The organism is Petroclostridium xylanilyticum, assembly GCF_002252565.1.
In the GTDB taxonomy this organism is placed as follows: domain Bacteria; phylum Bacillota; class Clostridia; order SK-Y3; family SK-Y3; genus Petroclostridium; species Petroclostridium xylanilyticum.
Genome location: NZ_NPML01000013.1, coordinates 389,615 through 404,335, shown reverse-complemented (window position 1 = coordinate 404,335; position 14,721 = coordinate 389,615). Strand labels below are relative to the sequence as shown.

Below are 14,721 nucleotides of genomic sequence, written 5' to 3'. Positions count from 1 at the left end.
TGGGGAGTAAAACCGAAACCACAAAAAAGTCCGGTTTAGCAGGAAGAAGGGATGCGTCCTGTGTAGGTATAAGCAAAAACTGACAATGTTGAGGGTAGAAAATAAAGATAATGAACAATGTTATTAACACAGTAAGACAAACTATAAATAAATACAGTATGTTCCAAAACGGAGACAAAATTGTAGTGGGTGTCTCCGGAGGACCGGATTCGGTCTGCCTTTTGCATGTACTAAATTTACTTAAGGATGAGTATCAAATCAAGCTGTATGCGGCCCATTTGAATCATCAGTTAAGAGGACAGGCTGCTGAGCAGGATGCTGCCTACGTTAAGGAATTGTGTGAAAAGTTACAGGTGCCAGTATATATCAAATCAGTTGATATTCGGCAGCTTTCAAAGGAAAGAGCTATTTCAGAGGAAGTTGCTGGGCGGGAAGAAAGGTATGCATTTTTTTTTAAAATTGCCAGGCAGGTTGGGGCCCGTAAAATAGCTGTAGCGCAAAACATGAATGATCAGGCGGAAACAGTTTTAATGCGATTTATCCGTGGAACGGGTTTGGAGGGGCTTTCTGGAATTAAGCCGGTTAGAGAGGATGGAGTAGTGCGGCCATTGCTGGAAACCGGCCGGGAGGCTATAGAACAGTACTGTCAAGAAAATGGATTAAATCCCCGCCTGGATGAAACTAATTTAAAATCAATATATACCAGAAATAAAATAAGGCTTGATCTAATACCATATATTATAAAAGAGCATAACTCCGGATTTATACAAACTGCTGCGAAAACAGCTGAATTGATTAGGGAAGATAATGATTTTATTAAGGACTTTGTAAATAATATGATTGAAAAGCAATTGAGGGCTGATTCCAAAGGCATTTATATTCCGGTAACATTTTTGCTAAATCAGCACCTTGCAATCCAGAGAAGAGTTATCAGGAAAGCCATTGACATTTTAAAAGGAAATACTGCAAATATAGAGTACAAACATATTGAAGAAATTGTACAGATGGTCAATGGAAAGAACACTGGTAAAAATATAGGGAAAGCCTTGGATCTTCCTGAAGGGTTAAGAATGGAGATCGTTTATAATGATGTTTACCTGTTTAGAAAAGGAGATTCAGATAAAAAGAATAACAGTTTTTATTATCCATTAAAATTAGATCAACAAATTTTTATTAAAGAAATAAACATGACTGTCACAGCCTATGTGTCAGCCAAAGAAAATTTGAAAAATATAGAATTAAATGATTTTACAAAAGCTTTTGATTATAATGTAATAAATGAGGAAATATATATTAGGAATAGATTACCCGGGGATAAATTTACACCTCTGGGAATGGACGGGACTAAAAAATTGAAGGATTTTTTTATAGATTTAAAGGTTCCAAGGAATAAAAGGGATAAGGTACCGATTGTGGCAACTGACAAAGATATACTTTGGGTTGTCGGGTATAGAATAAATGACAAATATAAATGTACTAACAAAACTGCAGATGTACTCATTATTCAATTTTCAGGAGGAGATACAAATGTTGAATGATATAGCAAAAGTTTTAATTACACAGGAGCAGTTACAGGAAAAAACAAAAGAATTGGGAAAAATAATCAGCGAAGACTACAGAGGAAAAAGGTTAATGGTTGTATGCGTGCTGAAAGGCGGTGTAATGTTTACTACTGATTTAATAAGGGAAATAAGTATCCCGGTCGAAATAGATTTTATGGCTGTATCCAGCTATGGTGCATCAACATCTACTTCCGGAGTTGTGAGAATATTAAAAGATCTTGAAACAGATATTGAAGGTAAGGACATACTAATTGTAGAAGATATTATTGATAGTGGATTAACATTAAAGTATTTAAAAGAACTTCTAATTTCAAGGGGACCGAAAAGCGTAAAAATTTGCACTATTTTAAATAAACCGGCGAGAAGACAGGCGGAAGTGCATGTTGATTATAAAGGATTTGATATTCCCGATGAATTTGTAGTAGGGTATGGACTGGATTACGCTGAAAAATATAGGAATCTTCCTTTTGTAGGTGTTTTAAAATCTGAGGTTTATATGAAGAAAGACTAGACCGGCTATCATCTAGTAAAATACTGAAAATTATAAATTGAATTGTAAACTTATTGTGAATATTAATAGGTGTAAAGCAAAATTAGTTGTTTTTTTCGGATACTTGTGTTAATATATTATAACATACGACTATTAAGAATGACCGCATATGGACGTAGTGGTTATTGAGGAGGGAGTTTATTGAAGAAGTACTTCAAGGGCATAAGTTTCTATATACTACTCTTTGTAGTAATTTTAATGATCTTTACTTTATATAACTTGCCCAATAAGACAGAACAAAAGGTTTATTCAGACCTGGTAAGATTAATTCAAGCCGGCCAGGTAAAAGAGTTGGAAATCATAGACCATAAAGCGATAGCAACACAATTGGATAATTCAAAGATAGAGGTAACAATTCCGGATGTAGATATTTTATATAGAGATGTAGGAGAAGAACTTAAAGCACAACAATCAGCGGGAAAACTTAGAGTAAATCATCAAGAACCTCCAACGCCTCCATGGTGGATAACCATATTACCTACATTGGGATTGGTTGTTATCTTTATACTCTTTTGGGTATTCTTTTTACAGCAGTCCCAAGGTGGCGGCGGCAGTAGGGTTATGTCTTTTGGGAAAAGCAGGGCGAAGCTGGCTACTGACGATAAAAAGAAAGTAACATTTGATGATGTTGCAGGAGCAGACGAAGAAAAAGAAGAACTAAAGGAGATTGTAGAATTTTTAAAAGCACCTAAAAAGTTTGTTGAACTTGGCGCCAGAATCCCAAAAGGTGTATTATTGGTAGGGCCTCCGGGAACCGGTAAAACCTTGCTCGCTAAAGCAGTAGCCGGAGAAGCTGGTGTTCCTTTCTTCAGTATCAGTGGTTCTGATTTCGTTGAAATGTTTGTCGGTGTAGGTGCTTCCAGGGTGAGGGATTTGTTTGAACAAGCCAAGAAAAATGCACCTTGTATCGTGTTTATAGATGAAATTGATGCTGTAGGCCGACATAGAGGAGCCGGTCTTGGTGGCGGACACGATGAAAGGGAACAAACATTAAACCAATTATTAGTAGAAATGGATGGTTTTGGTGTTAATGAAGGGGTTATCATCATTGCCGCAACCAACAGGCCTGATATTTTGGACCCTGCATTACTTCGGCCTGGACGTTTTGACAGGCAGGTTGTAGTAGGTGTTCCCGATGTTAAAGGAAGAGAAGAGATACTGAAAGTACATTCAAAAGGAAAGCCGCTAGGTTCCGATATAGATTTATCGGTACTGGCAAAGACAACGCCCGGTTTTACTGGGGCAGACCTGGAGAATCTAATGAATGAGGCTGCATTACTTGCAGCGAGACGTAATAAAAAACAGATTAATATGCAAGAGGTTGAAGAAGCTGTTATAAAAGTAATAGCTGGCCCGGAAAAGAGAACAAGAGTGATAAGTGAAAAGGAAAGAAGATTAACAGCTTATCATGAAGCAGGGCATGCTGTCATTGCGAAGCTGCTTCCTACCCAGGATCCAGTGCATCAGGTGTCTATTATTCCAAGAGGAAGAGCGGGAGGATACACACTATCCCTTCCTAAAGAAGATAAATATTATGTTTCCAAGACCGAAATGATAGAAGATATTATAGAACTTCTTGGAGGCCGGGTAGCTGAAAAATTAGTACTGGACGATATCAGCACCGGTGCTTCCAACGATATTCAGAGAGCGACAAATATTGCCAGAAAAATGGTTACCAAATACGGTATGAGTGAAAGATTAGGTCCTATGACTTTTGGTTCTGAACAGGATGAGGTTTTCATCGGAAGGGATCTTGCACAGTCCAGGAACTTTAGTGAGCATGTAGCTGCCGAGATTGACGAAGAAATCAGAAATATCATCGACAGCGCATATAAAAAATGTCAGCAACTCCTGGAACAGAATATTCACAAGCTTCATAAGGTTGCACAGGCACTTCTTGAAAAAGAAAAGCTGGACGGACCGGAGTTCGAGGAAATTTTTGCAAGTGCAGAGAAGGATGAAGAAAATAAAGAAGAAAATAATAACCAATAAAAAATCTGTGGAAAATCTCCACAGATTTTTTATTACTCAAATAAGAAGAACTGTTCAAAAAATATTGGATAAGTTAGGGACAATATGATAAAATAATTCTAAATGTGTTAAGAACTATAGTTTGGTGGTGGAAAAGAATGAATGATAAATTAAAACCTGGATTGAGTGAAAAAATAGAAATGGCTGTAACCGAAGAAGTAAGTGCTAAAAAAGTAGGCAGCGGTTCAGTAGAAGTTTTTGCAACACCTATGATGATTGCCATAATGGAGCAGGCAGCAGCAAAATGTGTGCAGCCTTACCTGGAAGAAGGACAAGCCACTGTAGGAACAAAAGTGGATATATCCCATATAGCAGCAACACCATTGGGCATGAAGGTTTATGCCCAGGCGGAACTTTTAGAAGTAGATAATCGAAGATTGGTCTTTAAGGTGGAAGCCTTCGACCAAAGAGAAAAAATTGGTGAAGGAACCCATGAGAGGTTTATTATTGATATACAGAGGTTTATGAATAAAGTCAATGCGAAACACAAAAGTGGGTGTAGTAGTTAATGTAAAATTTTTAGTGTGTCCAATATAGAAATAAATGTGAAGGGTGAGAATATGTTAACTGATATAGAAATCGCGCAGCAGGCTAAAATGAGGCATATACGCCATATTGCCGAAGTGTTGGGGATATATGAAGAGGAATTGGAATACTACGGAAAGTATAAAGCCAAAGTTACCGAACAGCTGTGGGAAAGAGTAAAGGATCGTCCGGATGGTAAATTAATTCTTGTCACTGCAATTAATCCGACGCCTGCAGGAGAGGGCAAAACGACCACCACGGTTGGACTGGGACAGGCAATGAACAGGATAGGGAAAAAGGCTGTTATAGCATTAAGAGAACCTTCATTAGGGCCTGTAATGGGGATAAAGGGAGGGGCAGCCGGAGGAGGATACTCGCAGGTTGTACCTATGGAAGATATTAATCTGCACTTTACCGGTGATATGCATGCCATCACTTCTGCACATAATTTGCTATCAGCAGTCATTGACAACCATATCCAGCAAGGAAACAAGCTGGGAATAGACCCTCGCCAGATTTTATGGAAAAGAGTGCTGGACATGAATGACAGGGCGCTAAGAAATATTGTAGTTGGCCTGGGTGGTAAAATAAATGGAGTACCGCGGGAAGATGGATTTATGATAACGGTTGCTTCAGAAGTTATGGCTATCCTATGCCTCGCAGAAAATTTAATGGACCTGAAAAATAGATTAGGAAGGATTATCATAGGATATACTTATGATAATCGGCCTGTGACAGCTAAAGATTTGAAAGTTGACGGGGCAATGACACTGCTGTTAAAAGATGCAATTAAGCCTAATCTTGTACAAACATTGGAAAACACCCCTTGTTTCATGCATGGGGGCCCGTTTGCAAATATTGCCCATGGGTGCAACAGTATCGCTGCGACTAAGCTGGCATTGAAGTTAGCTGACTATGTAATTACAGAAGCAGGATTTGGAGCAGACCTTGGGGCAGAGAAATTTTTAAATATTAAATGTAGATACGGAAACTTAAAGCCTGATGCTATTGTTATTGTGGCAACGGTGAGAGCACTAAAGTATAACGGAGGAGTACCTAAAGCAGACCTCAAGCTTGAAAATCTTGATGCATTGGCTAAAGGAATTGCAAACCTGGGAAAACACATCGAAAATATGAAAGGGTTTGGCGTTCCGGTGGTTGTTTCCATAAACTACTTTGATACCGATACCCGGGATGAGATTGAATACATACAGAGATATTGTGCAGAGATGGGAGTAGAGTGTGCAATATCGGAAGTGTTTGCTAAAGGTGGAGAGGGAGGCATTGACCTGGCAAACAAAGTAGAAAAAGTAATTAATACCACCGTTTCAGATTTTAAATTTTTATATGATGAAAAACTTCCCATCAAGGAAAAAATAAATACCATTGTAACTCAAATTTACGGTGGGCAAGGTGTTGTTTATACCTCTGGAGCTGAAAAAGCTATTAAGCAATTAGAATTATTAGGCTATGACAGACTGCCCATATGTATGGCAAAGACACAATATTCCCTTTCAGATGATCCAGCCCTGTTGGGGAGACCAGAAGGATTTACCGTAACAGTAAAAGAAGTAAAAGTTTCTGCCGGAGCAGGGTTTATTGTGGTACTCACCGGTGATATCATGACCATGCCCGGACTTCCAAAAGAACCGATGGCAGAGAAAATGGATATTGATGAAAATGGAAAAATCCGAGGATTATTTTAATTGAGGTGGTGCAGGGATTTTAATGGATAATCATAAGGTTAAAATGATTAGCAATTCTCCTCAAGAGACAGAAAATATTGCATATAAAGCAGGTGTCCATTTAAGACCGGGAGACGTGGTTTGCCTTGGTGGAGACTTAGGGGCGGGAAAGACTGCTTTTACAAAAGGGCTGGTTAAAGCCTTGGGTGTGAAAGAGCATGTTACCAGTCCAACATTTACAATTGTAAATGAATACAATGGGAAACTGCCTGTCTATCACTTTGATGTATATAGGATTAATGATATAGATGAAATGTTTGAAATAGGATTTGAAGAGTACATTTATAGTGACGGCATATCCATCATAGAATGGGCAGATAATATTAAAGAAATTTTACCGCTTTCATACTTGAAAGTGGACATAAGGAAAGTCCTTGACAAGGGCGAAAATTGCAGGGAAATATTTATAGAGGCAGTTGGCAGTAGATATGTAGAAATAATAAATCAGGTGGACAGTGGGGAGTGGATAGTGGGGAGAGAATAAAAAAACTCCCCACTATCCACTCCCCACTAAAAGGGAGTTGACAGTTTTGAAAGTGCTTGCAGTAGATACATCCTCTATTGTTGCAACTGCAGCAATAATGGATGATGATAGATTAATAGGAGAATATATTCTTAATCATAAGAAAACTCATTCACAAAAGCTAATGCCTATCATAAAAGAAATTCTTCATAGTGCGGAATTAAAAGTTAGTGATATTGACGTATTTGCTGTAGCCAGTGGACCGGGTTCCTTTACAGGGCTTAGGATTGGCGTGGCTACCATCAAAGGACTTGCTCATGCAGTAAACAAGCCTGTTATTGGGATATCCACTTTAGATGGACTGGCTTTTAACTTGCCTTTTTGCAAATATTTGATATGTCCAATTATGGACGCAAAGAGAGAACAGGTATACAACTCACTGTATAAATGGATAGATAAAACTTTTTATATTGTAGAAAATTATCGTGCATTATCTATTGAGCAACTTATCAATGAATTAAGAGAAAAAAATGAAAAAGTAATGTTTACAGGAGATGGCGTGAGGGTATTTCAAGACAAACTGATCAGCGAGCTGGGAGAGCTTTGCGAATTTGCTCCCGTAAGCTGTAGAATGCAGAAGGCGTCCTCTATAGCGGAGCTGGCTCTTCAAAAAGCACACAGGGGTGAGACAGAAAGCTATTTGACTTTTGCACCTTTCTATCTCAGGAAGTCCCAGGCCGAGCGGGAGTATGAGAAAAAGTGCTGTGAAGAATGTTAACTATATTCTTCAAAAATATTAAATACGCCTGGAAATTTAAAAAGTTTTGACATAACACTAAATATTATATACAATAGTGTAAGATAAAGATGAATGATGTGAGCTATTGTAAGGAGTGTGTAGTATGATAGCAATCGGTAGCGACCATGGTGGTTTTGAACTTAAAGAAGAGATAAAAAAGTACTTACTGCAAGAGGGACATGAAGTAAAGGATTTTGGTGTGGACAGCCCGGTATCAGTGGATTATCCTGATATTGCACACCCTGTCTGCATGTCTGTTATTAACGGGGAATGTGAAAAGGGAATATTAGTATGTGGGACAGGCATTGGTATTTCAATTGCCGCAAATAAAATTCATGGCATAAGAGCTGCTTTATGTGGAGATTGTTTTTCAGCGAGAATGGCTAAGGAGCATAATAATGCTAACGTTATTGCCTTGGGAGGAAGAGTTGTGGGGCCAAGTCTTGCAATAGAAATAGTAAACGCATGGCTGAAAGCCGAATTTCAAGGTGGAAGGCATCAAACCAGAGTAGATAAAATTCATTCATTGGAAAATAAATAACGTATTGCAAAGGGGAATATTAAATGCGTAATAATGTTTTTGTTATGGACCATCCGCTTATTCAGCATAAGGTATCTTTAATCAGAGATATCAACACGGGGGTAAAAGAATTTAGAGAACTTGTAGAAGAAATTGCTATGCTCATGGGATATGAAGTAACGCGCAATTTGCCGTTAAAAGAAGTAGAGATTGAAACTCCCGTAGCAATTGCAAAGACGAAAGTGATTTCCGGTAAGAAATTAGCAATTGTTCCAATTCTCAGGGCAGGATTAGGAATGGTAGATGGGATGCTCAGGCTTATTCCGGCAGCTAAAGTAGGGCATATCGGGCTTTACAGGGACCCTGAAACGCTGCAGCCGGTAGAATATTACTGTAAGCTTCCCACTGATATAGAAGAAAGAGATATCATTTTACTTGATCCCATGCTGGCTACCGGTGGATCCGCCTCGGCAGCAATTAAATTTATTAAAGAAAGAGGTGCAGCCAATATCAAATTGATGTGCCTTATTGCATCTCCTGAAGGAATAGAAAAATTGTGTAAGGATCATCCGGATGTTGAGATATACTGCGCTGCTGTTGACGAGAAATTGAATGACCACGGGTACATTGTTCCAGGACTTGGTGATGCAGGGGATAGATTATTTGGAACGAAATAATTTGAGATGGGTGCATATTTTATATTTGAAGAATATTATGGAAAGAACGTTGCGGAATAGCTTAGAGCCTGTTAATAATACTCTTCAAATAAATTAAATGCACTCATTTGAGATTGAGATTAAGATTGAGATTGAGTTATAATATTAGGCTGATGAACTAATTACTTAATCTTAATCTAAATCTCAATCTTTTTTAATTTATAGAAATGAGAAACACGGGGGTTAAAATTATGCAAAGAAGAGATAAGCACAATTATTATCTTGATATTGCTGAAACTGTTCTTGAAAGAGGTACTTGCCTGAGAAGAAATTATGGTGCAATCATTGTAAAGAATGATGAGATTATTTCTACCGGATATACAGGCGCACCGAGGGGAAGAAAAAATTGCAGCGATCTTGGCTTTTGTATGAGGGAACAATTAAATGTGCCAAGAGGGGAGCGGTATGAACTGTGTCGGTCGGTACATTCTGAAGCAAATTGTATCATAAGTGCATCCAGAAGAGATATGATAGGAGCTGTGCTGTATCTTGTCGGAAAAGATGCAAAAACTGGAGAACTGGTACCAAATGCCAGTTCGTGTGCAATGTGTAAAAGGATGATCATCAATGCAGGGATTGAAAAGGTGATAGTAAGAGATACAAAAAATAGTTATAGAGAAATTGAAGTAAAGGAATGGGTTGACAATGATGATTCGCTCACAGGGCAAGCCGGATATTAAGAACAGACTAAACATTATAAAGGGATCGGTTTAAAAATATAATTGTTAGTTAATAATGTAAGTGGTATAATAATAAGAATAATATAGAGAAACAAGGGGAAGTGAAAGATGGGTAACAATAACGTGGAAAATGAAATAAATAATTCAAGCTTACCAACTAATTTTATTCACAATATTATTGATAAAGATTTAGAAGAAGGTACGTATGGCAATAGAGTGCATACTCGATTTCCACCCGAACCTAATGGATATCTTCACATAGGACACGCAAAGTCTATTTGCCTTAATTTTGGGACTGCAAAAAAGTACAACGGCCTTTGCAATCTCAGATTTGATGATACCAACCCTGTAAAGGAAGACATAGAGTACATAGAATCCATTCAAAGAGATGTAAAGTGGCTGGGATTTGATTGGGAAGACCGCATGTATTATGCTTCCGACTATTTTGAAAAATTATACGACTATGCTATTGAATTGATAAAAAAAGGTAAGGCATATGTTTGCGATTTAAGTCCGGATGAGATAAGAGAATACCGTGGGACATTGACTGAACCGGGAAAAGAAAGCCCCTACCGCAATCGTTCGGTTGAAGAAAACCTGGATTTGTTTAAGAGAATGAGGGATGGAGAATTTCCCGATGGTGCCCGTGTATTAAGAGCTAAAATAGACATGGCTTCTCCTAATCTTAATATGCGTGACCCGGTTCTGTACCGTATATCCCATGCAACACACCATAGGACCGGCGATCAATGGTGCATTTATCCCATGTATGATTATGCGCATCCTATATCTGACGCCATAGAAGGTATTACTCATTCCATTTGTACCTTGGAATTTGAGGACCACCGTCCGTTATATGATTGGGTTTTGAAGGAACTGGGATTTCCTAACCCTCCAAAACAGATTGAATTTGCAAGGTTGGAACTTACCAATACCGTGATGAGCAAAAGAAAATTGAGAAAGCTGGTGGAAGAGGGCTATGTAGATGGTTGGGATGACCCTCGGATGCCGACTATCTCCGGTTTGAGAAGGCGTGGTTATACGCCGGAAGCCATCAGGGATTTTTGTGAACGCATAGGCGTAGCAAAAAGGATAAGTACAGTAGACATTGCCTTGCTGGAACATTGCATCAGAGAGGATTTAAAGCTGAAAGAACCCCGTATGATGGCAGTACTAAGGCCACTAAAAGTTGTTATTACAAATTATCCTGAAGGTCAGGTGGAATACCTGGAAGTGGAAAATAACCAGGAAAATCCTGAAATGGGGTACAGAAAGGTTCCATTTTCACGGGTAATTTACATTGAACAGGATGATTTTATGGAAAACCCTCCCAAAAAGTTTTTCCGCCTGTCACCGGGCAATGAGGTGCGATTGAAGAATGCATATTTTATTAAATGCCAAGAAGTTATAAAAGATGAAAAAACAGGGGAGATCATTGAGCTTCACTGTACCTATGATCCTCAGACAAAAAGCGGAAGCGGCTTTACTGAAAGGAAGGTTAAAGGTACACTGCACTGGGTTTCTGCTGCCCATGCTGTTAAGGCGGAAGTAAGACTGTATGACCATCTCTTCCTGGAAGAAGACCAGGCTGGAGAAGTGGACAGTATCGCCATGGACGGGATGAATTTGAATCCTAAATCCTTAGAAATATTAGAAAGTTATGTAGAGCCGGCTTTAGCCGAGTTTAAACCGGGAAGCAGGTTCCAGTTTGTAAGACAAGGATATTTTTGTATAGATACAAAAGATACTGCCGGAGATAAGCTGGTATTTAATCGAATTGTATCGTTAAAGAGTTCATATAAGCCAGAATAAACAAAAAATAGTCGTATCCAAAAACTGCGGGCAAAGGTGCACAATTGTTGAACCCGCATTGTGAAGAGATATTAGAACTTCTTGGCGCAGTGTAAGAGCAGCAGGCGCACTGTTTGAACGATAATTTTTATAATTATCAATTCTAAGTTGTTAATTCTATATAGTTCACGGTTCACAGTTCACAGTAGTAAACGATTTAATAGCTTTTACTGTGAACCGTGAATCTATTTACTTTATCTGCCATGTAAAATCATTATCAGTAAATATATATTACTTAATTTCCAGTAATTCTATACCCTTCTTTATTCTTTTTATACTTTCTTCTTTTCCTAACAGATCCGCCAGTTCGATGCCGCCGCCGGGAGTAGACTCCTTTCCTGACAGCGCAACACGTATTGGCCAGAGTACCTGCCCGTTTTTTACACCTAATTTTTCGATGAGAGAAAAGAGTGTATTGTGCAGACTCTCTTCTGTCCAATTATCAAGCTCTTCAAGGACCGGTAGGGCAGCCTTAAGATTTTCCAGTGAATTCTCGGGGTTAGTTTTCATTTTTTTGTGAATGTAAAGTTCAGGACCATACTCGGGAAGTACATCAATAAAATCAAGCATGGCCGGAATATCTGAAAATTTTACCGTCCTAGTATGAAGGAGCTTGCTTATCTTATATAAATCAATGTTAGGATTGGAAATAGCTTTTTTATAATAAGGCAATGCTTTTTCATGGAATTCGTCTAAAGACAATTTTCTAATATATTCTCCATTTAGCCAATCCAGTTTTTGAATGTCAAAAATCGCAGGTGATTTACTGATGCCTTTAATATCAAAAGCTTCAACCAGTTCTTCCAGCGTAAAAATTTCCCGGTCATCCCCCGGGCTCCAGCCCAATAGTGCAATGTAATTTAAGATCGCTTCTTTTAGATAACCCTTGGCAATAAAATCTTCGTAAGAAGCATCACCTTCACGTTTACTGAGTTTTTTAGTCGCCGACTTCATGACGGGGGGACAATGAATATAAGTAGGTATTTCCCACCCGAAAGCTTCATATAGCAAATTATACTTTGGAGTAGAGGAAAGATACTCGCTGCCTCTTATTACATGTGTAATTCCCATTAAATGGTCATCGACCACATTTGCAAAATTATAGGTGGGTAAACCATCAGATTTTAAAAGGATATTGTCATCAAGTGTACTATTTTCAACACTGATGGTTCCAAATACTTCGTCCTTGAATGTAGTCACGCCATCATTGGGGATTTTCTGCCTTATTACATAAGGAATGCCGCTTTTTAGCCTAGCTTCAATTTCCTCTTTTGAGAGACGGCTGCAATATCCGTCGTATTTATGGGCTACGTTTGCAGCTTCCTGCTGCTGCCTTAATTGTTCCAATCTTTCTTTATCACAGAAACAGTAATAGGCTCCACCCAATTCAACTAATTTTTCAGCATACTCTTTATAGATGTGTTTTCTTTCACTTTGAATATACGGGCCATAATCTCCACCGATATCAGGGCCTTCATCGTGTTTTAATCCTGTTTCCGCAAGGGTCTTGTATATCACGTCAATAGCGCCTTCTACATATCTTTCCTGATCTGTATCTTCAATTCTTAAAATAAATTTGCCATTATGACTTTTTGCCAGCAAGTAAGCATATAGCGCGGTTCTAAGGTTCCCTACATGCATATATCCTGTTGGACTGGGAGCAAAACGGGTGCGTACCTGTGAATTAGACATAGGACCATCCTCCAATGTTATATTTAATTAAAGAACTAACAATATAAAAATTAAGAGCTATAAAATTACCGATTTCATTACTATCTTAGCGGTTTTTAACAAATTACCTGTTATTATATAATATAATTATGAAAAATTATTGTCAAGGTAGAGAAATGAAATGACTATGTCGTTGACAGTGCATGCAAAATTATGATAAGATTTCTAAAATAAAAATATTATGTATGAGATTTGTTTATATATGTTAGTATAATTATTAGACAAATTATTAGACAAATAAAATTTTAGAAATATAAATCAGTTGACAATTTCAAATCAAATTCTTAATTTTTCATTCTTAATCAAAAAAAGGAGTGTTTACAGGCAATGATGGATAATTTATTCGCCGATAGGGTAAAAGGATTAAAGGGTTCAGCTATCAGGGAAATATTTAAACTAATACAGCAGCCCGATGTTATTTCTTTTGCAGGGGGGCTTCCGGCTCCGGAAATGTTTCCAGCAAAGGAACTTGCAGAAATCGCACAGGAAGTATTGCTAAACAACGGTACAACAGCATTGCAATATAGCGTAACAGAAGGTTATGGTCCGTTAAAAGAGATTGTAAAGCAAAGAATGGATAAAGCAGGTATAGGGAAAAAAGAGGATGACATTGCAATTATGAGTGGTGGACAGCAGGGAATAGACCTTACTGCAAAAGTCTTTTTAAATGAAGGAGACGGCATTATATGTGAAAATCCGAGTTTTATCGGGGCTCTTAATGCTTTCAGGGCATATAATGCAAAGCTTTTCCCGGTAACACTTGAAAACGATGGTATGTGTATTGAACAGGTAGAAAACATTTTAAAGGCTAATAATCATGTAAAGCTGATCTATACCATACCTACATTCCAAAATCCGGCAGGAATCACGATGAGCCTGGAGAAGAGGCAGAAGCTGCTGGAGATGGCCAGCAAGCATAACATTTACATCATCGAAGACAATCCCTATGGGGATCTGAGATTTAAGGGCCAAGATGTGCCAACCATTAAATCCATGGATCAGGATGGCCGGGTAATCTATGTTGGTTCTTTTTCAAAGATACTTTCTCCCGGTTTAAGATTAGGCTGGATTGTAGCACGTTCAGACATACTGCAGAAGGTTATCATTGTTAAACAGGTAAATGACGTACATACTAACATATTTGCCCAGGTGCTGGCCACTCAGTATTTATTAAAGTACTGTATAGATGAACATATAAAGAAAATAAGGGCACTATACGGAAAAAAATGTGGCTTTATGCTTGAATGCATGGATAAATATTTTCCGGATTACTGTGAATACACAAGACCGGAAGGCGGCCTGTTTATCTGGTGTACCCTGCCTGATAGATACGATTCGGTAGAGATAATGAAACAATCGGTACAGCACAAGGTAGCCTTTGTTCCGGGTAATACTTTTATGGCCGATATGGAAAAACCCTGCAGTTCCTTCAGGTTAAATTATTCTACCATGACAGAAGAAAAGATTGAGCAGGGAATAAAGACGTTGGGAGAAGTGCTCAAATCAATTGATAATTGACAATTAGCAGTATTGAAGAAGTCGAGTTGT

The 14,721-nt window shown here is 38.3% G+C and carries 13 protein-coding genes; 12 read left to right on the top strand and 1 reads right to left on the bottom strand.

All coding sequences use genetic code 11. The annotated features are described in order from the left end of the window. Positions 1-110: 110 nt before the first annotated feature. The 11 genes from tilS to CIB29_RS09625 all read left to right on the top strand — a co-directional run bounded on the left by tilS (position 111) and on the right by CIB29_RS09625 (position 11,403). Positions 111-1,538, top strand: a complete 1,428-nt coding sequence (tilS, locus tag CIB29_RS09675) for a tRNA lysidine(34) synthetase TilS (protein WP_094549117.1) — start codon at positions 111-113, stop codon at positions 1,536-1,538. Continuing rightward, a complete protein-coding gene (hpt, locus tag CIB29_RS09670) occupies positions 1,528-2,073 on the top strand; it encodes a hypoxanthine phosphoribosyltransferase (RefSeq protein WP_094549115.1) in 546 nt (181 codons plus the stop codon). The genes tilS and hpt overlap by 11 nt, the downstream gene beginning before the upstream one ends. A 180-nt stretch (positions 2,074-2,253) precedes the next feature. Continuing rightward, positions 2,254-4,104, top strand: a complete 1,851-nt coding sequence (ftsH, locus tag CIB29_RS09665; RefSeq protein ID WP_198543817.1) for an ATP-dependent zinc metalloprotease FtsH — start codon at positions 2,254-2,256, stop codon at positions 4,102-4,104. Between the two features lie 137 nt (positions 4,105-4,241). After that, positions 4,242-4,652 (top strand): thioesterase family protein, encoded by a 411-nt coding sequence (locus tag CIB29_RS09660; protein ID WP_094549114.1) that lies wholly within the window; start codon positions 4,242-4,244, stop codon positions 4,650-4,652. Positions 4,653-4,703: 51 nt separating this feature from the next. Then, positions 4,704-6,374 carry a formate--tetrahydrofolate ligase gene (locus CIB29_RS09655; protein ID WP_094549112.1) on the top strand — a complete coding sequence of 557 codons (1,671 nt, stop codon included), beginning with the start codon at positions 4,704-4,706 and terminating at the stop codon, positions 6,372-6,374. 22 nt (positions 6,375-6,396) lie between these two features. Then, positions 6,397-6,897 carry a tRNA (adenosine(37)-N6)-threonylcarbamoyltransferase complex ATPase subunit type 1 TsaE gene (gene tsaE, locus CIB29_RS09650; RefSeq protein ID WP_242965133.1) on the top strand — a complete coding sequence of 167 codons (501 nt, stop codon included), beginning with the start codon at positions 6,397-6,399 and terminating at the stop codon, positions 6,895-6,897. Positions 6,898-6,949: 52 nt separating this feature from the next. Then, on the top strand, positions 6,950-7,654 hold the full coding sequence (tsaB, locus tag CIB29_RS09645) for a tRNA (adenosine(37)-N6)-threonylcarbamoyltransferase complex dimerization subunit type 1 TsaB (RefSeq protein ID WP_242965149.1): 705 nt from the start codon (positions 6,950-6,952) through the stop codon (positions 7,652-7,654). 124 nt (positions 7,655-7,778) lie between these two features. Then, positions 7,779-8,216 carry a ribose 5-phosphate isomerase B gene (gene rpiB / locus CIB29_RS09640; RefSeq protein ID WP_094549108.1) on the top strand — a complete coding sequence of 146 codons (438 nt, stop codon included), beginning with the start codon at positions 7,779-7,781 and terminating at the stop codon, positions 8,214-8,216. 23 nt (positions 8,217-8,239) lie between these two features. Beyond that, positions 8,240-8,872, top strand: coding sequence for a uracil phosphoribosyltransferase (upp, locus tag CIB29_RS09635; protein ID WP_094549106.1), 633 nt, complete (start codon positions 8,240-8,242; stop codon positions 8,870-8,872). A gap of 230 nt (positions 8,873-9,102) precedes the next feature. Further along, a complete protein-coding gene (locus tag CIB29_RS09630; RefSeq protein ID WP_094549104.1) occupies positions 9,103-9,591 on the top strand; it encodes a deoxycytidylate deaminase in 489 nt (162 codons plus the stop codon). Positions 9,592-9,699: 108 nt separating this feature from the next. Beyond that, positions 9,700-11,403, top strand: coding sequence for a glutamine--tRNA ligase/YqeY domain fusion protein (locus CIB29_RS09625; protein WP_094549102.1), 1,704 nt, complete (start codon positions 9,700-9,702; stop codon positions 11,401-11,403). A 270-nt stretch (positions 11,404-11,673) separates the two neighbouring features. Here the strand turns inward: CIB29_RS09625 and gltX are convergent, their stop codons facing one another. Beyond that, a complete protein-coding gene (gltX, locus tag CIB29_RS09620; protein ID WP_094549100.1) occupies positions 11,674-13,134 on the bottom strand; it encodes a glutamate--tRNA ligase in 1,461 nt (486 codons plus the stop codon). 366 nt (positions 13,135-13,500) lie between these two features. Here gltX and CIB29_RS09615 point away from each other — a divergent pair, with 366 nt between their 5' ends. Further along, positions 13,501-14,691, top strand: coding sequence for an aminotransferase-like domain-containing protein (locus CIB29_RS09615; RefSeq protein WP_341444408.1), 1,191 nt, complete (start codon positions 13,501-13,503; stop codon positions 14,689-14,691). Positions 14,692-14,721 lie beyond the last annotated feature (30 nt).

Coding starts and splice junctions, on each gene's coding strand:
- tilS (WP_094549117.1), top strand. CDS start 111: ATGAACAATGTTATTAACACAGTAAGACAAACTATAAATAAATACAGT.
- hpt (WP_094549115.1), top strand. CDS start 1,528: ATGTTGAATGATATAGCAAAAGTTTTAATTACACAGGAGCAGTTACAG.
- CIB29_RS09660 (WP_094549114.1), top strand. CDS start 4,242: ATGAATGATAAATTAAAACCTGGATTGAGTGAAAAAATAGAAATGGCT.
- CIB29_RS09655 (WP_094549112.1), top strand. CDS start 4,704: ATGTTAACTGATATAGAAATCGCGCAGCAGGCTAAAATGAGGCATATA.
- tsaE (WP_242965133.1), top strand. CDS start 6,397: ATGGATAATCATAAGGTTAAAATGATTAGCAATTCTCCTCAAGAGACA.
- rpiB (WP_094549108.1), top strand. CDS start 7,779: ATGATAGCAATCGGTAGCGACCATGGTGGTTTTGAACTTAAAGAAGAG.
- upp (WP_094549106.1), top strand. CDS start 8,240: ATGCGTAATAATGTTTTTGTTATGGACCATCCGCTTATTCAGCATAAG.
- CIB29_RS09630 (WP_094549104.1), top strand. CDS start 9,103: ATGCAAAGAAGAGATAAGCACAATTATTATCTTGATATTGCTGAAACT.
- CIB29_RS09625 (WP_094549102.1), top strand. CDS start 9,700: ATGGGTAACAATAACGTGGAAAATGAAATAAATAATTCAAGCTTACCA.
- gltX (WP_094549100.1), bottom strand. CDS start 13,134: ATGTCTAATTCACAGGTACGCACCCGTTTTGCTCCCAGTCCAACAGGA.
- CIB29_RS09615 (WP_341444408.1), top strand. CDS start 13,501: ATGATGGATAATTTATTCGCCGATAGGGTAAAAGGATTAAAGGGTTCA.